The following is a 22,754-nucleotide window of genomic DNA, read 5'->3' as shown; positions in this document are numbered from 1 at the left end:
TAATGGCGTAAATCCATACTACAGAATGGTGCCAGCGGCGCGATACCCTCCAGGAATTATCTTAGAATCGAAGCGCAAATGAAACCGCGCCATCAACGCCGACCAGTAGCGATATTGACAAAATGTGGGGATAAGAATCGCACGAAATAACAAGACATTGGCTGAATAAGAGCAACTAACAAGCTAATTGATTGATTAATAGTCGTTAGGGAATCTTTGGCTGTAGCACAGATAAATTAAAGTTGTGTAAAGAAGGGTAAAAAAAACCGGATGCGAGGCATCCGGTTGAAATAGGGGTAAACAGACATTCAGAACTGAATGACGGTAATAAATAAAGTTAATGATGATAGCGACTGTTATTTTAGTCACCAATGATAGTTTTGTTTTACCATTCAGTGCTATAGGGTTATTTCTATGTATGTGATTGATTCTAAATGGTTAAATATTTTTTTTGATTATTAGTGCGTATTTCCCAGACCATTTTGCGGTGCAAAAAGTTCCGCCAAATTTACAAATTGAAACATCTTGTGGGCATTTTGAAACATCTTAGAAGTTTTAGTATCATATTCTTGTTGGATTATTCTGCATTTTGCAGCACAATGAAATAGCCGACTGATTAGAAGGGTAATCAGTAAGCAGTGGCATAATAAAAGGCATATAACAAACAGAGGGTTAATAACATGAAAGTTAAAGTACTGTCCCTCCTGGTACCGGCTCTGCTGGTAGCAGGCGCAGCAAATGCGGCTGAAATTTATAACAAAGATGGCAACAAATTAGACCTGTACGGTAAAATCGATGGCCTGCACTACTTCTCTGACGACAAGAGCGTAGACGGCGACCAGACCTACATGCGTGTAGGCGTTAAAGGCGAAACTCAGATCAACGACCAGCTGACCGGTTACGGCCAGTGGGAATACAACGTTCAGGCGAACAACACTGAAAGCTCCAGCGATCAGGCATGGACTCGTCTGGCATTCGCCGGTCTGAAATTTGGCGACGCGGGCTCTTTCGACTACGGTCGTAACTACGGCGTGGTATACGACGTAACGTCCTGGACCGACGTTCTGCCGGAATTCGGCGGCGACACCTACGGTTCTGACAACTTCCTGCAGTCCCGTGCTAACGGCGTAGCAACCTACCGTAACTCTGACTTCTTCGGTCTGGTTGACGGCCTGAACTTTGCTCTGCAGTACCAGGGTAAAAACGGCAGCGTCAGCGGCGAAGGCGCGACCAACAACGGTCGTGGCGCGCAGAAACAGAACGGCGACGGCTACGGTACTTCTGTAACTTATGACATCTTTGATGGCATCAGCGCTGGTTTCGCGTTCTCTCACTCTAAACGTACCGACGATCAGAACAACCTGGTTCTGGGTAACGGCGACAACGCTGAAACCTACACCGGTGGTCTGAAATACGACGCGAACAACGTTTACCTGGCGACTCAGTACACCCAGACCTACAACGCGACCCGCGCCGGCTCCCTGGGCTTTGCTAACAAAGCACAGAACTTCGAAGTGGTTGCTCAGTACCAGTTCGACTTCGGTCTGCGTCCGTCCGTTGCTTACCTGCAGTCTAAAGGTAAGGATCTGGAAGGCTACGGCGACCAGGACCTCCTGAAATATGTTGATGTTGGCGCGACCTACTACTTCAACAAAAACATGTCCACCTATGTTGACTACAAAATCAACCTGCTGGACGACAACAGCTTCACCCGCAACGCCGGTGTTTCTACCGACGACGTGGTTGCACTGGGCCTGGTTTACCAGTTCTAAGTCGCAAGCTGCACAACAAAAAGGCGCCTCTGGCGCCTTTTTTTATGTCTGGTTTAACCTCGCTGGTATACTCTTGTCGCCCTGGTAAGAGGAGCCTCGATTAATGGACATGACTTTCTTTCGCGCCGCATTGCTGGGCGTCTGCGTATTGCTCTCTGGCTGCGATTCAGCCACCACCCCTGCGACCCCCACCTCGACGGCCACCGTGCTGGATGGCAAAACGATGGGCACCTTCTGGCGGGTCAGCGTCATTGGCGTGGATGAGGCAAAGGCTCAGGCGTTGCGCGATAAAGTTCAGGCCCAGCTGGATGCCGACGATCGCCTGCTCTCGACCTGGAAAAACGACTCGGCGCTGATGCGTTTCAACCACGCGGCGGATACCCGGCCCTGGCCAGTGAGCGAAGCGATGGCGGACATCGTGACGCTGTCGTTGCGGATTGGCGCCAAAACGCACGGCGCGATGGATATTACCGTGGGGCCGTTGGTCAATCTGTGGGGCTTTGGCCCGGATAAACAGCCGGTCACCACCCCGGATGCCCAGGCGATAGCCGCGGCGAAGGCGCGCACCGGCCTGCAGCATCTGCAGGTTATCAATCAGAGCGGCAGGCAATTCCTGCAAAAAGATATCCCCGATCTGTTTGTCGATCTCTCCACGGTGGGGGAGGGCTATGCTGCCGATCACCTCGCGCGATTGATGGAGCAGGAGGGGATCTCCCGCTATCTGGTGTCGGTGGGCGGGGCGCTGGTGAGCCGCGGGATGAACGGCGAAGGCGAGCCCTGGCGGGTGGCGATCCAGAAACCGACCGACCGGGAAAACGCCGTCCAGGCGATTGTCGACATCAATGGTCACGGCATCAGCACCTCCGGCAGCTATCGTAATTACTACGAACTTGACGGCAAACGTATCTCGCACGTCATCGATCCGCAGACCGGGCAGCCGATAAGCCATAAGCTGGTCTCCGTCACCGTCATTGCGCCAACGGCGCTGGAGGCGGATGGCTGGGATACCGGACTGATGGTGCTCGGGCCGGAAAAAGCGCAGCAGGTGGTGCGCGAGCAGGGGCTGGCGGTCTATATGATCGTCAAAGAGGGCGAGGGGTTTAAAACCTGGATGTCGCCACAGTTCCGCACCTTCCTCGTCGGCGAGAAAAATTAAAAAGCAAGATTGCGGGTTTTTTGCTGCGGGCGTCGCCGCAGACTGAGGATACACTTACAGCAGGAGCCTCGTCATGAAACCGATAGTTGCCGATACCGATGACCGCCGCTGGCAGGCGGTCTGCGAACGTGATACCCGGGCCGATGGTCAGTTTGTCTTCGCGGTACTGACCACCGGCATCTGCTGCCGCCCTTCCTGCCGCTCGCGTCGTGCGCGGCGAGAAAATGTGCGCTTTTTTGCCGACGTCGCCGCTGCCGTGGCGGCGGGGTTCCGCCCCTGCAAACGCTGCCAGCCGGATAAAGACGATCCGCAGCAGCAAAGGGTCGACAAAGTGGCGCAGGCTTGCCGGTTGCTGGAGCAGGACGCGCCCCTGACCCTTGAGGCGCTGGCTCGTGAGCTGGCGGTCAGCCCGTTTCATTTCCACCGTTTATTCAAATCCGTCACCGGTATGACCCCCAAAGCGTGGCAACAGGCGTGGCGTGCCCGACGCCTGCGGGAAGCACTGGAGCAGGGGAACACGGTGACCCGCGCCGCGCTGGCAGCCGGTTTTCCCGACAGCAGCAGCTATTATCGTCAGGCCGATGCGGCATTAGGCATGACGGCGAGCCAGTTTCGCCGTGGCGGCGCTGCCACCGTGGTGACCTGGACGACGGGCGATTGCGCGCTGGGTCGCTGTCTGGTGGCGCAAAGTGAGCGCGGCGTCTGCGCGGTTCTGCCGGGCGATAACGATACGGCATTGCTTGACGACCTGCGCCAGCGCTTTCCCAACGCCGAGCTGCGTCAGGGAGACCCTGAGTTCCGTCGTCAGATGGCGGAGATTTTCGCTCACCTCGACGACAGCCGGCGGCCGGTGTCGCTGCCGCTGGATCTGCAGGGCACTGCGTTTCAGCTGCAGGTCTGGCAGGCGCTGCGGCAGATCCCGGCGGGCGAGACCCGCAGCTACCGCCAGGTGGCAGAGCATATTGGTCTGCCACGAGCGGCAAGAGCGGTGGCTGGCGCCTGCGCGGCGAATTCGCTGGCGGTGATCGTTCCCTGCCATCGGGTGGTGCGGGAGGGCGGCGCGCTGTCCGGTTATCGCTGGGGAACGGCGCGGAAAGCGAAGCTGCTGGCGCGCGAGGCCCAACACGAGGAGGAATAATGCTCGATCTGTTTAGCGATACGCCACCGTGGCAGGAGCCGCTGGCACCCGGTGCGGTGGTGCTCCGACGCTTCGCCCGCGAGCGCGCCCCGGCGCTGCTGCAGGCGATTGCCGATGTCGCCCGCCAGTCGCCATTTCGCCAGATGGTCACGCCGGGTGGATACACCATGTCGGTCGCCATGACCAACTGCGGCGCGCTGGGCTGGACCACCGATCGCCACGGCTACCTGTACGCCCCGGTCGACCCGTTAACCGATCAAACCTGGCCGCCGATGCCTGCCGTATTCCGCGAACTGGCGCTGGCGGCAGCCGCCGCCGGCGGCTATCCGGGCTTTTCCCCCGACGCCTGTCTGATTAACCGCTATCAGCCGGGCGCAAAACTGTCGTTGCATCAGGATAAAGATGAACAGGATCTGCGGGCGCCGATCGTCTCGGTCTCGCTGGGTCTGCCGGCCATCTTTCAGTTTGGCGGGTTGCAACGCAGCGACCCGCTGCAGCGGCTGCTGCTGGAGCATGGCGATGTGGTGGTCTGGGGCGGCGAGTCGCGTCTGTTTTATCATGGTATTCAGCCGCTGAAAGCCGGTCATCACCCCGAAACGGGCGACTGTCGTTACAACCTCACTTTTCGGCAGGCGGGCAGTCGCCAGTATTAAAATAAGAATTATTCTTGATGTCATCGGCGAGCCGTTTAAACTGCTGGCTGTTTTGCTTTTCCGGATAGCCTGTTATGGAACTTCTCTCTCTCGTCTGGCGTCAGTATCGCTGGCCGTTTCTCGGCGTGATTGCCCTCAGTCTGCTCAGCGCCGCGCTGGGTATCGGCTTAATCGCCTTCATTAACCTGCGCCTGATTACCGCTGTCGATACCTCGCTGCGGGTCCTGCCGGAGTTTCTTGGCCTGCTGGGGCTGCTGATGGCGGTGACGCTGGGCTCCCAGCTGGCGCTGACCACCCTCGGCCACCATTTTGTTTATCGCCTGCGGGGCGAATTTGTTAAACGCATTCTCGACACTCAGATTGAACAGGTGGAGAAGATCGGCAGCGCGTCGCTGCTTGCCGGGCTGACCAGCGATATCCGTAATATCACCATCGCCTTTGTGCGCCTGCCGGAGCTGGTGCAGGGGATCATTCTGACCTTCGGCTCTGCCGCCTGGCTGGCCTGGCTGTCAGGCAAAATGATGCTGGTGACGGCGCTGTGGATGGCGCTCACTATCTGGGGCGGCTTTGTGCTGGTGTCGCGGGTGTACAAACATATGGCCAGCCTGCGCGAAACGGAAGATAAGCTGTATCACGACTACCAGACGGTGCTGGAGGGGCGCAAAGAGCTGACCCTCAATCGCGAACGCGCGGAGTATGTGTTTAATCAGCTCTACCTCCCGGACGCCCGGGAGTATCGGCACCATATCGTTCGCGCCGATACCTTCCATCTCAGCGCGGTTAACTGGTCGAATATTATGATGCTTGGCGCCATCGGGCTGGTGTTCTGGATGGCCAACAGCCTCGGCTGGGCCGATACCGCCGTGGCAGCGACCTATTCCCTGACGCTGCTGTTTCTGCGCACGCCGCTGCTCTCTGCCGTCGGCGCGCTGCCCACCTTGCTCAGCGCCCAGGTGGCGTTTAACAAGCTGCGCCAGTTCTCTCTCGCCCCATATCAAGCCGAATTTCCCCGGCCACAGGCGCATCCTGACTGGCAAACGCTGGAATTGCGCGATGTCACTTTCCATTATCCGGACCATCGCTTTGCGGTAGGGCCGCTTAACCTGACGCTGAAACGCGGCGAGCTGGTGTTTCTGATCGGCGGCAACGGCAGCGGCAAGTCAACGCTGGCGATGCTCCTGACCGGCCTGTATCAGCCGGTTTCCGGTCAGATCCTCGTGGACGGCCAGCCGCTGGCGGCGGAGAGGCCTGAGGAGTACCGCAAACTGTTCTCCGCGGTGTTTACCGACGTCTGGTTGTTTGACCGTCTGCTCGGGCCGCAGGGCGAGGAGGCCGATCCGGCGCTGGTGGCAACGTGGCTGGAGCGTTTGCAAATGGCCCACAAGCTGCAGCTGGAGAACGGGAAAATCGCCGACCTCCGGCTGTCGAAAGGGCAGAAGAAGCGCGTGGCGCTCCTGCTGGCGCTGGCCGAGTCCCGGGACATCATTCTGCTGGATGAATGGGCGGCGGATCAGGACCCGCATTTCCGCCGCGAGTTCTATCAGGTGCTGCTGCCGCTGATGCAGCAGATGGGGAAAACCGTGTTCGCCATCAGCCATGACGATCACTATTTCCAGCACGCCGATCGCCTGCTGGAGATGCGTGCCGGCCAGCTGTCCGAACTCACCGGGGAGGAGCGGGCGCAGGCCTCCCGCGATGCGGTGGCCCGTACGGCCTGATGCTCGCCGCGAGCCCGGGGGAAAACCCGGGCGCCGCGCCGCTGAAATTTTCAGCGACTATATTGCTGACAGTTATTATTTCCCCCTCCCCGCGCTATGCTTAAGGCTTCCGGCCCACAGGCCGGCTCACTATTCTCAAAAGGATTGCCCGATCGATGTCCGTTTTGCATAAAAAAAGCGCCCGCTTGCGTGACGAAGAGCGCGCCCGTCTGATTTGGCTCTTGAGCACCGATAAAGCGGTGACCTCCGCGCTGCTGGGCAAACTGACGCTGGCCGAACGTTACGATGAAGGCACGCTGGCCGATGACCTGGCGGAAGTCGAGATCCTGGTCTCGCATCTGCCGCCGCCGGATCTCGCCGATGCGCTGGAAGCGCTCCCCTATGACGCTCGCACCGCGCTATGGTGCCTGGTGCCTGACGATAAACGTGGCGAAGTGCTGCTGGAAGCCTCAGAAAACGTCTGGGGCGACCTCATCGACAAGATGAGCGACCCCGAGCTGCTGCAGGCGATGCAGCCGCTGGATATCGATGAACAGGTTTACCTGCTGCAGCATCTGCCGCGCAACCTGACCGGACGGCTGCTGGCGACCCTGCCGGCCGAGAAGCGCGCCCGTATTCGCCAGATTATGCGCTACGCTGACAACAGCGTCGGGGCGATCATGGAGTTTGAGGTCATTACGGTTCGTCCGGAGGCCACGCTGGCGGCGGTGCAGCGCTATCTGCGGCGTCTGGGTAAAATGCCGGAGAACACCGATAAGCTGTTCGTCACCACCCGTAACAAGCTGCTGCTCGGCGAGCTGGAGCTGCAGACCATTCTGCTCAACGATGCGCAGAAGCGGGTAGGGGAGGTGATGGAGGGCGATCCGGTCACCTTTCAGCCGCACGAAGAGGCCGAGAAGGTGGCGCGCACCTTCGAACGTGATGACTTACTCAGCGCCGCCGTCATTGATGCCGACGGCAAGCTGATCGGGCGTCTGACCATCGATGAGATCGTCGATGTGGTTTATGAAGAAACCGATAACGATCTGCGCCGGATGGGCGGCCTGAGCGATGAAGAGGATGTCTTCGCCCCGGTCAGTAAAGCGGTCAAAACGCGCTGGGCGTGGCTGGCGGTCAACCTGTGTACAGCGTTTATCGCGTCCAGGGTCATCGATGGCTTCGAACACACCATTTCACAGCTGGTGGCGCTGGCCTCGCTGATGCCGATCGTCGCCGGGATCGGCGGCAATACCGGCAATCAGACGATCACCATGATCGTCCGGGCGATGGCGCTGCAGCAGATCCAGCCCGGCAGCTTTACCTTCCTGATCCTGCGTGAAATGGGGGTCGCCCTGATTAACGGCCTGGTATGGGGCGGGATTATGGGGGCTATTACCTGGTGGCTGTATGACGATCCGCAGCTCGGTGGGGTGATGACGCTGGCCATGATGCTCAACCTGCTGATGGCGGCGATGATGGGCGTGATAATCCCGATGGTTATGGTGAAGCTGGGGCGCGACCCGGCGGTCGGCTCCAGCGTGATGATCACCGCGATCACCGACACCGGCGGCTTCTTTATTTTCCTTGGTCTGGCGACGCTGTTTCTGATGTAGCCTGCGCCTTCGTGCGCAGGCGGCGGGGGATGAGCGCCATGGCGATGATCCCCGCCAGCACGCCGATCGCCAGATTGCTGGTTCCCACCGTCGCGGCGACGGTCACCAGCATCACCAGCGTTTCCGGCCACGGATTACGCGCCAGTTCGCCCGGGCGAATGCTGTGCCAGCTAAAGGTTTTCACCGCCACAATCACCATCACCCCAGCCAGCACCGCCATCGGGATCTGCGCCATTACCTGGCTGAGCGCCGTTACCAGCAGGAGCAGCACCAGACCGGCGATCACCGTTGAGAGACGGCTGCGGGCTTTGCCCATCTCCACGTTAACAATGGTCTGGCCGATCATCGCGCAGCCGGCGATACCGCCATAACAACCGGCAAGGATATTGGCGATACCCAGCCCGGCGCTCTCCCGCGATTTATTCGACGGCGTATGGGTGAGATCATCCACCAGCTTAGCCGTCAGCAGGGACTCCATCAGGCCGACAAAGGCGATGCTGAGGGCGCAGGGCCAGATAATCTGCAGTGTCGCCAGGTTCAGGGGGACGGTCAGGGCGGTGAATCCCGGCAGGCCGCCGCTCATCGAGCCTTCATCGCCGACGGTGGGCAACTGCTGGCCGGTGGTGACGGTATAGAGAGTGAGCACAACAATGGCGATCAGTGGCGCCGGGACAACCTTAATGAAGCGCGGCGCCCACAGGACGATAAGCAGCGTCAGGACGAACAGGCCGACGATCAGTGGTTGGCGACTCAAGAAATGCGGTACCTGAGCAAAGAAAATCAGTATCCCGAGGGCATTGACGAACCCGGTCATCACCGCCGGGGGAATAAAACGCATCAGGCGCGCCATGCCGCACAGACCAAACAAAATTTGAATCATACCCGCCAGAATGACAGCCGGCAGAATGTAGCCCACGCCGTACTGATGCACCATCGGGCCAATGACCAACGCCACCGACCCGGCGGCAGCCGTCACCATTGCCGGGCGCCCGCCGAGCACCGACATCGCCAGACAAAGCACCACCGAGGCAACCAGGCTGACCTGTGGGTCAACGCCGGCAATGACCGAAAACGAAATAACTTCAGGGATTAACGCCAGGGCGGTAAGCACGCCGGCCAGCACTTCGCGCGTCAGCAGCGACGGGGAGCGGAGGATCGGACGCAAAGTGCCGGAAGCGGAGGAGTCAGGAACAGGCGGCATAAAAAAAGTTCGCAGGTTATAAAAAAAGGAGGAGCGGTGTCAGGCCCGGCTTCCGTGCGGTCTGTCACAAAACCGAGGATGATAGCGCGGAATCCGCAACGCTACCAGTATGAAAAGTGATTTTGTGTATACATTTATTAAACATTTTTATAACGGATCTCAAAACAGAACTTAAAATTTAAACAATATTTAAATTTTTTAGCTTAGGTGGTAACGTGAGTGGTGAGAATCGTATCACCTGCGCTAAATAAAAACAGCGAGTAAAGTAAGGCTCAAATCCGATGAATAAAAAGATGGCCGTACCACGCTCACAGGCGGTTGGTCCCAACAGCACTCGGACCAACACCCGCCATGAGCAAGAGACGGATGTATTGTTGATTGGCGGCGGCATTATGAGCGCCACACTGGGAACCTGGCTGCAGGAGCTTGAGCCAGACTGGTCTATTACCATGGTTGAGCAAATGTCCAGCGTGGCAGAAGAGAGCTCAAATGGGTGGAACAATGCGGGTACCGGCCACGCGGCGCTGATGGAGCTGAACTACACGCCGCAGACCGCCAACGGCATTAATATCGACAAAGCGGTCGACATCAACGAAGCCTTCCATATCTCGCGTCAGTTCTGGGCGCATCAGGTGACGCGCGGCGTCCTGAACAAACCAAAATCTTTCATTAACAGCGTGCCGCACATGAGCTTTGTGTGGGGCGAAGATAACGTCAACTTCCTGCGCGCGCGCTATGCGGCGCTGCAGCAGAGCGAACTGTTCCGCGGTATTCGCTATTCTGAAGACCATCAGCAGATCAAAGCCTGGGCACCGCTGGTGATGGAAGGCCGCGATCCACAGCAAAAGGTGGCCGCCACCCGTACTGAAGTGGGAACTGACGTCAACTATGGCGAAATCACCCGCCAGCTGATCGCCGGCCTGCAAAAGCATGATAATTTCTCCCTGCAGCTGGGTACCGTGGTACGTCGCTTCAAGCGCAACGCCGACAAGAGCTGGACGGTCACTCTCGCGGATGCCGACAACCGTCGTCAGAAGCGGGTCATTAAAGCTAAATTCATCTTTATCGGCGCCGGCGGCGCGGCGCTGACGCTGCTGCAGGAAACCGGCATTCCACAGGCCAAAGAGTATGCGGGCTTCCCGGTCGGCGGCCAGTTCCTGGTCTGCGAAAATCCGGAGGTGGTGAACCACCATCTTGCGAAGGTTTACGGCCAGGCCGAAGTGGGCGCGCCACCGATGTCGGTGCCGCACATCGATACCCGTATTATCGACGGTAAACGCGTGGTGCTGTTCGGGCCGTTCGCCACCTTCTCGACCCGCTTCCTGAAAAACGGTTCGCTGTGGGATCTGCTGGCCTCGACCAATACCTCGAATATTCTGCCGATGCTCAACGTCGGTCTGGACAACTTCGATCTGGTGAAATACCTGATTAGCCAGGTGATGCAGAAAGATAAAGATCGCCTGGCTGCGCTGTGCGAATACTATCCGGAAGCGCGGAAAGAGGACTGGCGGTTGTGGCAGGCCGGTCAGCGCGTGCAGATTATCAAGCGCGATGCGAAGAAGGGCGGGGTACTGCGCCTCGGCACCGAAGTGGTCAGCGATGACGAAGGCACCGTCGCGGCACTGCTCGGCGCGTCGCCTGGAGCCTCCACGGCGGCGCCTATCATGCTGCAGCTGATGGAAAAAGTGTTTAAAGATAAAGTCAATTCGCCGGAATGGCAGGCCAGGCTGAAAGCTATCATCCCGACCTACGGTATTCGCCTTGATGGCAACCCGGCTGAGATTGAGAAAGCGCTGGCGTGGACCAGTGAAGTGCTGGAGCTGAAATATGAGCCGGCCGCGGCGGCGGATGAAGCCCCGCAGGCGGAGCTGAAGCCGCTGAGCGGTGGTAAGCCGATGGCGGATATCGCGCTCTGACAAACGCTCTGACAAAAACGGCAGCCTGCGGGCTGCCGTTTTTTTGTCGGTTTGATGGGTCGACTTAGCGGACGACGGCGTTACCGATGGTTTCGTCGGCGCGCCAGATGCGATATTTCACATCGACATTGGTCGGCGCGTACACGACAATCGGCAGCTTGCTGTTGTAGCGCAGCATGGCATCATCGCCGAGACCGGCAGTGACAAATTTCTTCTCTTTCTTGCCATCCGGGCAGGCCATCATGGTAGAGACCGGGCCGCTCAGCTTATCAAAGACATAGTAGTCATAGCCCCAGCCTTCCAGGGTTTTGCTTTCCAGCTTCCCGCCTAAACGATGGTGGTTGCAGTCAACTTCCAGCGTCTGGCCGATTATCAGCTCAACCTTCAGCGCTGACTCATCCTGCTGCTGCGGCAGCTGAATAACCTGACGCTTCATGCCTTTTTCCGCTTTCGGGAACGGCGCGACTTTTTCCAGCGGCTGGTCTGCGGCCAGGGCGCCAGCGGACATGCAGGCGGCGGTCAGCAGAGAAACGGCTAGCGTAGTGATTTTTTTCACGGTTGATCATCCTTTATTTTCGTTCCTGACTGATACAGCCTATCATTGCTTTGCTGAATGTTAAGTTTTATTTACTAATTTTTTCAAAATGAATGGTGTTATGTACTGGCATGATTCCATCAACGCACCTTGCGCCCGACGCCGGCCGATGAAGCTATTCGTTGCGGCTATTTTTCGCTTCCTCAATGAATTCTTCATCTAATTCATCAGTGTTGCCGGCATGCTCTCGTCCCGACAGCAGGTTCCAGCAAGCGATAAACAAGGCGGCAATCAGCGGCCCGATAACGAATCCGTTGATGCCGTAGATCTCCATGCCGCCCAGAGTGGCGATAAGGATCAGGTAGTCCGGCATTTTGGTATCCTTGCCCACCAGCAGCGGACGCAGAATGTTATCCACCAGGCCAATCACAATCACAAAGAAGCCGACGATAAAGGCACCCTGCCACAGCTGCCCGGTGGCGAAGAGGTAAATCGCCGCCGGCACCCAGATAATGGCCGAGCCTACCGCCGGGATAAGCGACAGGAACGCCATCAACGCTCCCCACAGAATACTGCCGTCCAGACCGGCAACCCAGAAGGCAAAGCCGCCCAACGCCCCCTGCGCCAGCGCAACAGCCACAGTGCCTTTTACCGTGGCGCGGGCGACCGCGGCGAATTTAGCGAACAGGTGCTGCTTCACGTAGCTCGATAACGGCAGGGATTCGAGGGTCAACAGCACCAGGTAAGGCCCATCCTTCAGCAGGAAGAACAGCAGGTACAGCATAATGCCGAAGCTGACGGTAAAGCCAAAGGTGCCTTTACCAATCAGAAATGCGCTGCCGGCCAGATACTGGCCGCTTTTCAGCGCAACATCGGAGAGCTGCTGCTGGATCTGCTGCGCGCTATCGAGGTTGTGCTCGGCAAGGAAACTTCTCGCCCAGCCGGGGAGGTGGGCAAACAGACTGGCGACCACCGTCGGGAACTGAGTGTCGTTATGCTGAAGTTTGCTATACACCACGTTCAGCTCGTAGGCCAGCGACGAGAGGATGATCGCCAGCGGCGTAAAAACGATAAGGCAGATAATGACGATGGTCAGCAGCGCCGCGAGGCCATTGCGCTCGCCGAGGCGAGTGCGAATCTTGTTTTTGACCGGATTAAAAATCACCGCAAGGATCGCGGCCCAGAGGATGGCGGAATAATAGGGTGAGAGAACATCAAAAAAGGCCAGGGTTACAATAAAGACGATAAGGATGAAAAATCCTTTGGTAAGTCCATTAACTCTCATGTCATCCGCTCCTGCTTATGAGTCATACAGTCGAATAATAGATGCTACGACGTAATTTACCATCAGGATAGTCGTACTCTATATCTGAGGCGGAAAAGTTGATAAAACCCTGCTGAAGCTGTTCAGTAAAACTGACTACGGCTGCTTTTAATGCCTGTCCGGTACGCATGATGAAAGCAGTATCATCTGCAAAACGTTCATTCAGGAAGCGACGAGATGTAGAAGCGCAGTATATCGATACGGCAAAAGCGGAGGTTATGGCGGATAATCCGTGGGGAAACGGGCAGAAAAAAAAGCGCGCAGCGGATATTTCCACGCGCGCCTTGTGCTGTGACTTACTGAAGATTGCCTGCCGTCAGGCTCTCTTTATCAAAGGCATGGCTGACATCAATATGATTTTGATGCATCGATGTATCGATATTTGAACCTGCCTCCGGACGTGCAAAGCTATTCTCTGCGGCCATCACGCCGGACGAAAGTGTTGCGGCCAACAGCAGTGCGGTGACTACGCCGATATTTTTCATGTTCTGTTCCTTATTGCATCGTGTTGTCGCTGTCGCCTGTGACTTCCGGCGGCCCGGCAATGTTGGCGATTTTATTTCGTCAACTCAGCGGTCATATGTACGCGGTTATTGAATTGAGCGCTGGTGATTTTGTAAGACGCGCCTTGTTCCGCGGCCTGAGCGGCAATTTTGGCTTCTGCGCGATCCAGTGTGGAAGCGCTGGCGCTGATGCTCTGCGCAAAAGTACCGAAAGAGATCATAGAGAGTGTGGCAACTGCAACGAAAGTTTTGATGGATTTCATGGTCGTATTCCTTAAGTGTTTTGTCAGTGTTGGAGCGTTGTTGCCCCGATGTGATAAATGATAGGCTGACGGTCGGATGATTAAAATCGAAACAATTTGCTCTCATTGTTCAGTAAAGTTGAATGAGTTTGTGCGGTACCGACATCCTGTTTTGCTAAGAAAGTCTGATTACAATTCAGCCTCATTGTCATAACAAATATATAAAAAGTTATTTTTTAACTTTCGATAGATGATTTTCTTGTTTGCTATCATCTGAACCGCGGCAATATAGTTTTTAGACAGCAATAAGCGCCGGCGTGCGGCAAATAAAAATTATCCACGAATATTTCATTATGATAACTATTAATAAGATCAGTAAAAGCTTCTCCGGTGAAAGAGTGCTAAAAGAGGTCTCGCTCAGTATTCATTCCGGCGAGATTATTTGCATTATTGGCCCCAGTGGCTCAGGGAAAACCACGCTATTACGTACGCTTAATTTCCTGGAGCCTGCCGATAGCGGGCAAATAAGAATAGATGATGTGGCGCTGGATTGCGCAAAAGCGGGCAAAAAGGAGATTGAAAAGCTACGGGCAAAAACCGCCATGGTTTTTCAATCGTGGAATCTCTTTCATAATCTGACCGCACTGCAGAATATTACCGAAGGACTGATTTACGCTCAAAAGCGCCCGCGTCAGGAGGCGCAGGATATTGCTGAACAACTCTTAAAGCAGGTGGGGTTATTGCATAAAAAAGACAGCTATCCGCACAGTCTCTCCGGCGGCCAAAAGCAGCGTATCGGGATTGCGCGGGCGCTGGCAATTAACCCCGCCGTTCTGCTGCTGGATGAGCCGACTTCCGCGCTGGATCCGGAAAAAGTTGGTGAAGTGCTGGAGCTTATTCAGACGATTGCCGCTGCGGGTCAGACGATGATTATCGTGACCCATGAAATGGCGTTCGCCCGCCAAGTCGCTTCCCGGGTGGTATTTATGGAAAACGGCGAAATCGTTGAGCAGGGCCCGGCGGAACAGATATTTGGCGCAGCACAGCAGGGGCGAACCCGGGCGTTTCTGGCGCAACTGCACTATCATGCCTGAGGCTACTGATGAACAATAACCCGCTCTTTAACTGGCAGGATATCGCCGGAATATTGCCGAAACTGCTGGAAAATTTACCCGTGACCCTCGGGATAACGCTGGCCTCGCTGCTGCTTGGTTTGACGATCGCGCTGCTGATTGTGCTGCTGCAGTTTAGTCGCTTTAAGCCGCTCAGCGCGGTAGCAAACGGGTATACCGACATTCTGCGTGGCGCCCCCCTGGCGCTGCTGATCCTGCTGTTTTTCTTCGGCGGAAAATTAATTTTGACTGCGCTGGCGCTGCCGCCGCTATGGATTAGCGATACCACCTTTGCGGTGTTGTCTATTTCGGTCAGCATCAGTCCCTATTTTGCGGAAATGATGCGTTCAGCGTGGCGTGCGGTGGATATCGGCCAGAAAGAGGCCATTATCAGCTTGAATATTCCCTGGCATAAGGGAATGCTGCGGATTATTTTTCCCCAGGGGCTCATTATTGCCATTCCCGTTTTTGGTAATCTTTTAATTAACCTCGTGAAGATGACCTCACTGGTCAATATTATTGGTATTGTAGATATTTTTGGCCGTGCACAAAAGATTTCACAAAATAGCTATGGGTCTAAACAGGTCGCGGCATTTATTAGTGTTATTATCGTTTACTGGGTGCTGAATAGTATTATTCTCTATTTTACCACTCGTATTGAAAAGAAGTATCAGTTCCTGTTGGAGTGATAGATTAACATGTTTAGCCTGGCGTTCATTCGGGACAATTTTACGTTTATTTTAAGCGCGCTGCCGGTCACCCTGGTGATAACGTTATTGTCCTTACTCTTTTCCACTCTGCTGGGCGCGGCGCTGGCGTGGGTGATTATTCGTCAGGTTCCCGGCGTTCAATGGGGGGCGAAGGTATTTCTCTCCTTTAGCCGTTCGGTCCCGGTACTGGTGATGCTGTATTTCTTTTTTTACGTCTGGCCGTGGATAGCCGCCGGGCTGTTTGGCGGCCCGCAGGATAATATGTACCACTATAAACTCTCGCCACTGGTGGCGGCGGTCACCGCGCTATCGCTGATTTTCAGCGCGTATTTCGCCGAAACCTTTCGCGCAGGCTGGAACGCGGTTGATAAGGGGCAGCGCGAGGCCGCATGGTCAATTGGGCTAAGCGGGTTCACGCAGTTCCGACGCATTATTTTTCCGCAGGCGGCAGTATCCGCACTGCCGAACTTCACCAGCGTGCTGATCGATCTGATTAAAGACACCTCGCTGGTTTACACCATCACCGTTATTGATCTGATGGCGAAAGCCAATATCGCCGCCGCGCGCGGGTTTCATTTTGTCGAAGCCTATTGCGTCGTGCTGGTGATTTATATCGTGCTGTGCCTGGCAATTGCCAGAGCATTGCGCAGTGTAGAACGGTTTCTGCGCGCCCGCTGGCAAGGAAACGTAAAAAAGAGTGTTCCACGGTTATCATTTTGGGGAAGGTATTTTGAAAAATAAAATTTTACTGGTGAGTGCGCTGACGTTGGCAATGGGAATTAACGCCGCACAGGCGGTTGAAAAAAGTCCGCACGCGAAGACGATTGAGGTTGTCGTTAACGCTAACGGTTTTCCCTTTAGCTTTGTTGACGATAACAACAATATTACCGGCTACGATGGCGATCTGTTAAAGGTGCTGGACCAGCGGTTAACCGACTATACGTTTCATTTTAATGCGGTCTCGCGCGACGCGATGATCGTCGGCCTGTCGACCGGCGCGTATACCCTTGCGGCGGATCACTTTTATCTCACCAAAGAGCGGGCGGAAAAATATGACCACTCCGGCGAGCCGACCGGGATCAGCGATTTACGTTTGATTGTACGTAACGATGAGAACGATATTCATAACCTTGGCGATCTCGCCAGCGGTAAGAAAAAACTGGTGCCGATTCACACCTCCGACGCCCGTTATACGGTGATTGAAAACTACAACAAAAAACATCCAGGCCAACAAATTAACCTGCAGCCCAACGGCGAGCAGTCCGCCGCCGATATCTTTAAAGCGGTCGCTTCCGGGGAATACGATGCGGCGATTTATCCCATTGGCGCACTGCTGGCGTTAAATAAGGCGCTAAATCTCAATCTGAAAGCTTCGGATTCCGTCGGCCTGTTTCCTAACGTCTATTTGTATAAAAAAAATACCGACCCGCAGTTGATCAAAGCGATTGATGCGCAGTTGGTTGCCCTGAAAAAAGACGGCACGCTCGCTGAGCTCTCACGGAAATGGTACGCCGAAGATGTGTATGCCCTGCCGGGCGCCAGCGACGTCAAAGTGAATACCGACTGGGAATAAACGCATGACGCAAATAAGCTCGGAACCGGCGCATAACGCCGCCACCTTAAACGATGAGGTGACCCTGGCGCTGCGCGCCATTACTGAAAAACGCGCGGCTACCATCGGTTACCTGTTGGACGAAAGCCGACAACGTCATATCGCGGATGATTTTGCGCGTGAAGCCATACGCCACTATGGCCGCGATATCGGGCATAAGCTGCGTGCGCAAATGCGCGATCGCCAGGATTTGCAGGAGTTTGCCGGGCTGTTTACCCGCGGTCTGGAATCTCAGGTTTATGAGATGGAGCCCGTTAGCGCCAGCCGGGCTGAATTTATCGTCCTGTTTCACTACTGTCCTTACGTTAACTGCTGGCGTCAGCAGGGGCGGGGCGCCAGCGAAATTGAGACGCTATGCGATATCTGCATGGAAGGGGATCATGCGTTAACCGACGCGTTTCCGGGGCTGCGTTTAGAGGTGCAGACCGCGCTGGCTCGCGGTGATGCCGCCTGTCGGCTGCGTTTTTATCAGTCAGAGTCGCATGAGGCGGAATGGCAACCTTAAGTGGGGACCACGCAACCAGTTTATTAATCAGCCAGAAGCGGCGATTCAGGCACTGAGCAGGCAAAATCTCACCACGGTTGACGGCGACGTTGACGGACGGATTTATCCCACTGACGGAACGGGGATTCGCGTTGCCGCCCCCGCGCGACAAAGCCGGCGCTTCGGTGTTGGTAACGGCGAATATCGTTTTGAGTAAGGAGTAAGATTTATGGCAAAGGTCCATTTTATTGGTGCCGGACAGATGACGGAGGCGATTATTCGCGCGTCATTAAGCAACGGTACGCTGCGGGCGGACGCGATCTCGCTGGAGGATATCGACAGCGCGCGAATCGAGGCTTTGCACTCCCGCTATCGGTTGTCGGGCGACGGTGGCTTAAGCGAAGCCTCTTTACTGGTGCTGGGGATCCGTCCGCAGGACGATCTGGCGGCGGTGGCGGGCCGCGTGCGCGCCCAGCTAAACGGCTCGACGACGGTGGTTTCTCTGATCGCGGGAGTGACCCTGGAAACGCTGGCCTCCCTGTTTGGTGAGGCAACGCCGATTGTCAGGACGATCCCCAATACTCTGACCGATACCGGATTTGGCTATAGCGGCGTGACCTTAAACGCCCACGCCAGCGCGGCTGAGATCGAGCCGTTTCTGCGCGGTTTTGGCAAAGTGCTGTATTTGCCAGAGCGGTTGATCGATGTTTTTACCGGTTTTGGCGTCGCGGGGCCTAACTATATTTACTACTTTATTGAGTCCCTTACTGATGCCGGCGTACTGGCGGGGCTGTCGCGGCCTCAGGCGACGGAGGTGGTGCTGGAGAACCTGCTCGGCGCGGTCGAGATGCTGCGCCAAAGCCAGAAGCATCCGCATCAGCTTCTGGATATCAATAATTCACCGGCGGGAGTCGGGATCCACGCTCTGTATGAGCTGAACAACAGTGATTTTGCCGCAGGCCTTCAGCGCAGCGTACTGGCGGCGGTCAGGCGTACCCGTGAACTGGGACTGCGCTAAAACCCTTCTTCCCGCGACAGGCCGTGCAGCACCCCGGCGCTTTTCCGGTGGTGCGCTTAGAGGTGCGGCTTAAGGCTGCATGAGTACGGTAGCCCAGCCGGGTCGCTAATATCGTCGTGTATTAATCCACGGGGAGCAGGTCAGTGTTGTAAAACGTAGAAGGAACGGATACTCACTGGTCATGATATGATAGACTTAATGGTATAGCTATGAAGGAATCATAGATGATGACCTTGAAATATTATTTAAGGCACTGCTTATGGGGATGGTGTGGTTATGGCTATCTGATCTATTTTATAGTGCGCGATATGAATAACGGGCACATTTTTCCTCCCTATGCTCCTTATATGCCATTTGTGGTTGCATATCTTTTTTTAAGCGCCTTCCTGTACCCATTCTCATATTATTCTTCGGAGAAACTAGCCCTTAAGATAATGACCAAACACTTTTGGGAACGTCACATTGGCGTGAACAGCGGTGTGTTTGGCATGTTCATTATTGTGTGGTTGTTTTGCATGCCGCTGTCTGTACCCTTATTCATCGTGTATTTATGCATACGTGAAAAGATTAAAGTAAATGCTTAAAAAATATGAAAATTCTCGTAATGGATTCACGCTGCGTCTGATAAGGGCATGGAACTGCTGGTAACTACGGGTTTGTTAGTTTCTGGAAGGCTTCCGCGTATTTGGCAATGTCATTTATTATTCCATTGTCCTTATCCTTGTCCATGTTGCGGCATTATTTGGGAAGATGACTAACAGGCTATATACGTCCTGACATTTTGCGTGCCGAGTGTAAATGAGTACGCTATCGCTCGTGCGGTTGTAATTGTAAGGGCAGCTATTCCGGGATTGGGTCAGTCCAGACGTACTTCGTTCGTGTCTATATGCGCGAGGGCTGACTCTATTACATCTGGCGGAAACACGGCTTCAGTTGCTGCTGTACTGAATATGGCACGCAAGCCATGAGAAACAAGAATGCCTTTGTAGCCCATATGGCGTAACGCTGCATTGGCAGTCTGGTTGTTCATCGACTGTTTGTGGTCGTTGGCGGATGGAAAAATGTATTCGCGGTGGTCGCTGATAGTCGCATAGCATCCAAAATCGCTAACACTTGCGAGGGGAGGGGGGATGGTATGCTCGCGACCAGCAGGTACTGTCCATGTGCTTGTGTCAGGGGCTATTTCAGACCAACGGGCAGACGCGGACTCTGCTGGGCGAGTTACGGTCAGCAATTTCCATTCAATCAGTAGCCGGGTCTGTAACTCGATGCTGGCAACAGAAAGAGTTTTCATCAGATCGGGAAGTGCTTCAGGCCTGATGGTAGGCATATTCTTTTTGACAGGTGCCTGGAATACTTTACGGATCTTAGCAGCGGGGTTAGAAAGTATCAGACCATCATTTACCGCGTAATCCATCACCTCGTTGATACGCTGAATAACTCGCTTTAATGCTTCCAGTTTGCCACTGGCTTCAATCGGATCCAGAGCCGTAATGAAGTCACGAGCAACCAGACTGGTGACAGGACGGTTGCCAATCCAAGGTATTACATGCTTTTTTAGCGATCGCCAAATATCTTTAATGGTGTTAAGTGCCAGTTGCTCTGTTTTTTTCAACTCATACCAATCAGCAGCTACTTTAGCTAAGGTGTTTTGGCTGGCAATCAAACCGGCGGAAAACAGGCAACAAAAAACCCGCAAACTCAGAGAGAGTGCGGGCTCTTGTGGGGTTACCGGTCGTTAACGAAACTTACCGGTGAATGATTTGGTCGGCACGAGAGGATTTGAACCTCCGACCCCCGACACCCCATGACGGTGCGCTACCAGGCTGCGCTACGTGCCGACGCGTGGGGAACAATATTACCCGTTCCCCGAGCGAATGCAAGCGGGTCACGCGCGATTGATTCATAATTAATCAATCAGTTAGCGATAAAGCGTTTTTCGTCAGTCAGGACCTGCAGCAACAGGCTGAGCTGCGGTTTCTGATCTTTAATTTTCTCGCCGTCGCGGCTCCAGGTGGTGTAGGTGCCGTTATGGTTGAGGACCACGGTGATAGTCGGGGTGGTAATGGCCAGCGTATCGCCGTTGGCCGCGGTGACCCAGTTACGACGCCGTACGGCGCTGAACAGATCTTCACCCTGCGAGTATTCATTGGCTGGCGTCGAAACGTGGAGCAGACGCTGCATCAGCGTGGTCATCACATCTTTGTTATCGGTCAGCGTGGCAATTTCCTGGGCCGGCGTGCCCGGCCAGTGAATAACCAGCGGTACCTGCAGCTGCTCGCGCGACCAGTCGAACGGGTCGTGTTTGACGTTAAGCGGCTTGCCGTGGCCAGCGGTGATAATCACCACCGTATTGTCGAGCTTACCGGCTGCACGTAGCGCGGTCAGCACCCGATCAATCTGGGCGTCGACGTCACCTGCCGCCTTGCTGTAACGGCGGACAAAGCCCTGTTGCTGCGTGTCGTCGAGGGTGGTGCCGTTGAGCGAGATCCACGAGAACCAGCGATTCTCATCCTGCGCGTAACGGTCCAGCCAGCCGATCCATTGATTGGCCGTCTGCTCGTCGCTCTGGGTCTTCGCGCTCGGTAGCGAGAAGTCGGAGAGCAGCGCCTGGCGATAGAGCGGGCTGCTAAACCCATCGGAGGAGAACAGGCCCAGCTGGTAGCCCTGCTGGTTGAGGGCGGTGATCAACGCGGCGGGAATACGCGCCGAGAGGACACCGTCCATATAGCCTGGTGAAATACCGTAGAACAGGCCAAACAGGCCGCTGTCGGCGGTATTACCCGAGCTCATATGCTGGGTAAAATTGACGTTCTCTTTGGCGAACGCCGCCAGCGCCGGCATGGTCTTTTCAAACCGCGAATAGTTCAGATTGTCGACGGTGATCAGCAGCACGTTGTAACCCGCGCCGAGGTCACGGTAACGCAGATTGCTGAGCGGATACTGGACCGATACCGCCTCCGGCGCCCCTTGTTCCACCAGGCGACGCTGATAATCCTGGGCGTCGAGCAGGCCATGTTTCTCGAGGAAACGGCGGGCGGTCATCGGATAGGAGAGCGGCAGATTCGCCCGCTGCATCGTGATCGGGCGATAGAAATTGGCATCCGCCCAGATATAGACCAGGTGGCTGCTGACGAACGACAGAAAGAAGAACCAGGCGACCGGGCGAGCGTAATGGCGGCGACGTGTCAGGCTGCGCAGTTTCTGCCAGCTCCAGGTGGCGAAGAGCATTTCAATCAAAAAGATGACCGGGACGCTGATAAACATCAGCTGCCAGTCGCGCGCCATCTCATTCTGGTCAGGGTTAATGACCAGCTCCCAGACGACCGGGTTTAAGTGAAGATGGAAGCGGGTGAAGACCTCGCTATCTATCAGCAGCAGCGTCATCCCGGCGGTGGCAAGGATCACCGACAGGAAGCGCATCAGGCGCTGCGAGACCACGATAAAGGTCAACGGGAATAGGATCAGCACATAGCTGGTAAACACCAGGAAGCTGAAGTGTCCGACGAGACTGACGTACGAAAAAAGTCGTCCGGCAAGCGTCGTCGGCCAGTCGGCGACAAAAAGATAGCGGCTGCCGAGCACCATGGCCAACAACATGTTGAACAGGGCGAACCAGTGCCCCCAGCTAACCATCTGGGAGACTTTTTCTCGGTAGGGCTGACGTAGAGTCACCATATACTGTTGCTGTTATCCTTAATGCGCCGGATCGTCGTTAATGGAAGACTGCAAAGCCTGCGCGAAAGAACGGGCGATGGCCTGACGCTGCGCCGGCGCGACGCTACTGTTGATCAGGTTGGTCACCATATTGCCTAACACCATCAGTGAAAGGTCAACCGGGGCTTTGTGTGATTCCAGGACGTTCGTCAGCTCACTGAGCAACTGTTCGACCTGTTGATCGCTATAGCGGGAAATTTGCGGCATAAACTCAAAATCTGTTTGTTCGTGAAAGGGCAACATATTACCGTAGCAGCAGCTTTTTTTCCGCATTTTTTCGCCGCGGCGCAAAAGCGCACCGATCGTCGGTAACAACGTCGAAATGTGTGGCGCCAGTTGCGTCGGCAACCC

The 22,754-nt window shown here is 55.4% G+C and carries 23 protein-coding genes and 1 tRNA gene; 14 read left to right on the top strand and 10 right to left on the bottom strand.

Annotated features, from left to right (window positions below; all coding sequences use genetic code 11):
- Positions 1-680 precede the first annotated feature (680 nt).
- From CWM54_RS17565 to mgtE, 6 genes are all read left to right on the top strand, one after another.
- Positions 681-1,772, top strand: a complete 1,092-nt coding sequence (locus CWM54_RS17565) for a porin OmpC (protein WP_061153822.1) — start codon at positions 681-683, stop codon at positions 1,770-1,772.
- 103 nt (positions 1,773-1,875) lie between these two features.
- Positions 1,876-2,928, top strand: a complete 1,053-nt coding sequence (apbE, locus tag CWM54_RS17560) for an FAD:protein FMN transferase ApbE (RefSeq protein WP_100697987.1) — start codon at positions 1,876-1,878, stop codon at positions 2,926-2,928.
- A gap of 73 nt (positions 2,929-3,001) precedes the next feature.
- A complete protein-coding gene (ada, locus tag CWM54_RS17555; protein ID WP_100697985.1) occupies positions 3,002-4,066 on the top strand; it encodes a bifunctional DNA-binding transcriptional regulator/O6-methylguanine-DNA methyltransferase Ada in 1,065 nt (354 codons plus the stop codon).
- Positions 4,066-4,719, top strand: a complete 654-nt coding sequence (alkB, locus tag CWM54_RS17550; protein WP_100697983.1) for a DNA oxidative demethylase AlkB — start codon at positions 4,066-4,068, stop codon at positions 4,717-4,719. The genes ada and alkB overlap by 1 nt, the downstream gene beginning before the upstream one ends.
- Before the next feature lie 74 nt (positions 4,720-4,793).
- Positions 4,794-6,437, top strand: coding sequence for a multidrug ABC transporter permease/ATP-binding protein (locus CWM54_RS17545; protein ID WP_100697981.1), 1,644 nt, complete (start codon positions 4,794-4,796; stop codon positions 6,435-6,437).
- Between the two features lie 155 nt (positions 6,438-6,592).
- Positions 6,593-8,029, top strand: coding sequence for a magnesium transporter (gene mgtE / locus CWM54_RS17540; RefSeq protein ID WP_061153827.1), 1,437 nt, complete (start codon positions 6,593-6,595; stop codon positions 8,027-8,029).
- Here mgtE and CWM54_RS17535 read toward each other — a convergent pair.
- The gene (locus CWM54_RS17535; RefSeq protein WP_100698117.1) at positions 7,992-9,152 is read right to left on the bottom strand and encodes a SulP family inorganic anion transporter; all 1,161 of its coding nucleotides are present in this window, start codon (positions 9,150-9,152) and stop codon (positions 7,992-7,994) included. The two genes, mgtE and CWM54_RS17535, sit on opposite strands and share 38 nt — an antisense overlap.
- Before the next feature lie 359 nt (positions 9,153-9,511).
- Between CWM54_RS17535 and mqo the strand changes: the two genes are divergently transcribed.
- Positions 9,512-11,146, top strand: coding sequence for a malate dehydrogenase (quinone) (gene mqo, locus CWM54_RS17530; protein WP_032733376.1), 1,635 nt, complete (start codon positions 9,512-9,514; stop codon positions 11,144-11,146).
- 64 nt (positions 11,147-11,210) lie between these two features.
- Here mqo and eco read toward each other — a convergent pair whose 3' ends face one another.
- The 5 genes from eco to CWM54_RS17510 all read right to left on the bottom strand — a co-directional run bounded on the left by eco (position 11,211) and on the right by CWM54_RS17510 (position 13,771).
- Positions 11,211-11,702: a serine protease inhibitor ecotin gene (gene eco, locus CWM54_RS17525; protein WP_032733375.1), complete on the bottom strand. Its 492-nt coding sequence runs from the start codon at positions 11,700-11,702 to the stop codon at positions 11,211-11,213.
- Between the two features lie 154 nt (positions 11,703-11,856).
- Complete coding sequence (locus CWM54_RS17520; RefSeq protein ID WP_008803986.1) at positions 11,857-12,966, bottom strand: AI-2E family transporter; 1,110 nt, start codon at positions 12,964-12,966, stop codon at positions 11,857-11,859.
- A gap of 22 nt (positions 12,967-12,988) precedes the next feature.
- Positions 12,989-13,282 carry a hypothetical protein gene (locus CWM54_RS28110; RefSeq protein ID WP_133122423.1) on the bottom strand — a complete coding sequence of 98 codons (294 nt, stop codon included), beginning with the start codon at positions 13,280-13,282 and terminating at the stop codon, positions 12,989-12,991.
- A gap of 19 nt (positions 13,283-13,301) precedes the next feature.
- The gene (locus CWM54_RS17515) at positions 13,302-13,490 is read right to left on the bottom strand and encodes a hypothetical protein (RefSeq protein ID WP_061153831.1); all 189 of its coding nucleotides are present in this window, start codon (positions 13,488-13,490) and stop codon (positions 13,302-13,304) included.
- A gap of 71 nt (positions 13,491-13,561) precedes the next feature.
- Entirely contained in the window at positions 13,562-13,771 is a 210-nt protein-coding gene (locus CWM54_RS17510; RefSeq protein WP_100681030.1) for a YdgH/BhsA/McbA-like domain containing protein, read from the bottom strand.
- Positions 13,772-14,103: 332 nt separating this feature from the next.
- Between CWM54_RS17510 and CWM54_RS17505 the strand changes: the two genes are divergently transcribed.
- From CWM54_RS17505 to CWM54_RS17475, 7 genes are all read left to right on the top strand, one after another.
- Positions 14,104-14,844: an amino acid ABC transporter ATP-binding protein gene (locus tag CWM54_RS17505; RefSeq protein WP_008803988.1), complete on the top strand. Its 741-nt coding sequence runs from the start codon at positions 14,104-14,106 to the stop codon at positions 14,842-14,844.
- An 8-nt stretch (positions 14,845-14,852) separates the two neighbouring features.
- A complete protein-coding gene (locus tag CWM54_RS17500; RefSeq protein ID WP_061156331.1) occupies positions 14,853-15,551 on the top strand; it encodes an ABC transporter permease subunit in 699 nt (232 codons plus the stop codon).
- Between the two features lie 9 nt (positions 15,552-15,560).
- On the top strand, positions 15,561-16,313 hold the full coding sequence (locus tag CWM54_RS17495) for an amino acid ABC transporter permease (protein WP_012541007.1): 753 nt from the start codon (positions 15,561-15,563) through the stop codon (positions 16,311-16,313).
- Positions 16,303-17,145, top strand: coding sequence for a transporter substrate-binding domain-containing protein (locus CWM54_RS17490; protein ID WP_022065447.1), 843 nt, complete (start codon positions 16,303-16,305; stop codon positions 17,143-17,145). The genes CWM54_RS17495 and CWM54_RS17490 overlap by 11 nt, the downstream gene beginning before the upstream one ends.
- A 4-nt stretch (positions 17,146-17,149) precedes the next feature.
- A complete protein-coding gene (locus CWM54_RS17485; RefSeq protein WP_008803992.1) occupies positions 17,150-17,689 on the top strand; it encodes an L-2-amino-thiazoline-4-carboxylic acid hydrolase in 540 nt (179 codons plus the stop codon).
- Between the two features lie 208 nt (positions 17,690-17,897).
- Entirely contained in the window at positions 17,898-18,686 is a 789-nt protein-coding gene (locus tag CWM54_RS17480) for a pyrroline-5-carboxylate reductase family protein (protein ID WP_100697979.1), read from the top strand.
- A gap of 224 nt (positions 18,687-18,910) precedes the next feature.
- Positions 18,911-19,270 (top strand): colicin E1 family microcin immunity protein, encoded by a 360-nt coding sequence (locus CWM54_RS17475; protein WP_100697977.1) that lies wholly within the window; start codon positions 18,911-18,913, stop codon positions 19,268-19,270.
- A 272-nt stretch (positions 19,271-19,542) separates the two neighbouring features.
- On the opposite strand, the gene CWM54_RS17470 is transcribed toward CWM54_RS17475, so the two are convergent.
- The 4 genes from CWM54_RS17470 to CWM54_RS17455 all read right to left on the bottom strand — a co-directional run bounded on the left by CWM54_RS17470 (position 19,543) and on the right by CWM54_RS17455 (position 22,610).
- Entirely contained in the window at positions 19,543-20,352 is an 810-nt protein-coding gene (locus CWM54_RS17470) for a phage integrase central domain-containing protein (RefSeq protein WP_413773796.1), read from the bottom strand.
- A 98-nt stretch (positions 20,353-20,450) separates the two neighbouring features.
- Positions 20,451-20,527, bottom strand: a tRNA-Pro gene (locus tag CWM54_RS17465).
- Positions 20,528-20,603: 76 nt separating this feature from the next.
- Complete coding sequence (gene yejM, locus CWM54_RS17460; protein ID WP_061153836.1) at positions 20,604-22,364, bottom strand: LPS biosynthesis-modulating metalloenzyme YejM; 1,761 nt, start codon at positions 22,362-22,364, stop codon at positions 20,604-20,606.
- An 18-nt stretch (positions 22,365-22,382) separates the two neighbouring features.
- Complete coding sequence (locus CWM54_RS17455) at positions 22,383-22,610, bottom strand: YejL family protein (protein ID WP_004195346.1); 228 nt, start codon at positions 22,608-22,610, stop codon at positions 22,383-22,385.
- Positions 22,611-22,754: the final 144 nt, after the last annotated feature.

Origin of the sequence: Klebsiella sp. D-Nf1 (assembly GCF_002810515.1) — a bacterium.
Classification (GTDB): domain Bacteria; phylum Pseudomonadota; class Gammaproteobacteria; order Enterobacterales; family Enterobacteriaceae; genus Klebsiella; species Klebsiella variicola.
This window is presented reverse-complemented; position numbering and strand designations above follow the sequence as displayed.

Excerpts from the sequence above, each read along its gene's own strand:
- CWM54_RS17565 (WP_061153822.1), top strand. The coding sequence starts at position 681 with ATGAAAGTTAAAGTACTGTCCCTCCTGGTACCGGCTCTGCTGGTAGCA.
- apbE (WP_100697987.1), top strand. The coding sequence starts at position 1,876 with ATGGACATGACTTTCTTTCGCGCCGCATTGCTGGGCGTCTGCGTATTG.
- ada (WP_100697985.1), top strand. The coding sequence starts at position 3,002 with ATGAAACCGATAGTTGCCGATACCGATGACCGCCGCTGGCAGGCGGTC.
- alkB (WP_100697983.1), top strand. The coding sequence starts at position 4,066 with ATGCTCGATCTGTTTAGCGATACGCCACCGTGGCAGGAGCCGCTGGCA.
- CWM54_RS17545 (WP_100697981.1), top strand. The coding sequence starts at position 4,794 with ATGGAACTTCTCTCTCTCGTCTGGCGTCAGTATCGCTGGCCGTTTCTC.
- mgtE (WP_061153827.1), top strand. The coding sequence starts at position 6,593 with ATGTCCGTTTTGCATAAAAAAAGCGCCCGCTTGCGTGACGAAGAGCGC.
- mqo (WP_032733376.1), top strand. The coding sequence starts at position 9,512 with ATGAATAAAAAGATGGCCGTACCACGCTCACAGGCGGTTGGTCCCAAC.
- CWM54_RS17520 (WP_008803986.1), bottom strand. The coding sequence starts at position 12,966 with ATGAGAGTTAATGGACTTACCAAAGGATTTTTCATCCTTATCGTCTTT.
- CWM54_RS17515 (WP_061153831.1), bottom strand. The coding sequence starts at position 13,490 with ATGAAAAATATCGGCGTAGTCACCGCACTGCTGTTGGCCGCAACACTT.
- CWM54_RS17510 (WP_100681030.1), bottom strand. The coding sequence starts at position 13,771 with ATGAAATCCATCAAAACTTTCGTTGCAGTTGCCACACTCTCTATGATC.
- CWM54_RS17505 (WP_008803988.1), top strand. The coding sequence starts at position 14,104 with ATGATAACTATTAATAAGATCAGTAAAAGCTTCTCCGGTGAAAGAGTG.
- CWM54_RS17500 (WP_061156331.1), top strand. The coding sequence starts at position 14,853 with ATGAACAATAACCCGCTCTTTAACTGGCAGGATATCGCCGGAATATTG.
- CWM54_RS17495 (WP_012541007.1), top strand. The coding sequence starts at position 15,561 with ATGTTTAGCCTGGCGTTCATTCGGGACAATTTTACGTTTATTTTAAGC.
- CWM54_RS17485 (WP_008803992.1), top strand. The coding sequence starts at position 17,150 with ATGACGCAAATAAGCTCGGAACCGGCGCATAACGCCGCCACCTTAAAC.
- CWM54_RS17480 (WP_100697979.1), top strand. The coding sequence starts at position 17,898 with ATGGCAAAGGTCCATTTTATTGGTGCCGGACAGATGACGGAGGCGATT.
- CWM54_RS17475 (WP_100697977.1), top strand. The coding sequence starts at position 18,911 with ATGATGACCTTGAAATATTATTTAAGGCACTGCTTATGGGGATGGTGT.
- yejM (WP_061153836.1), bottom strand. The coding sequence starts at position 22,364 with ATGGTGACTCTACGTCAGCCCTACCGAGAAAAAGTCTCCCAGATGGTT.
- CWM54_RS17455 (WP_004195346.1), bottom strand. The coding sequence starts at position 22,610 with ATGCCGCAAATTTCCCGCTATAGCGATCAACAGGTCGAACAGTTGCTC.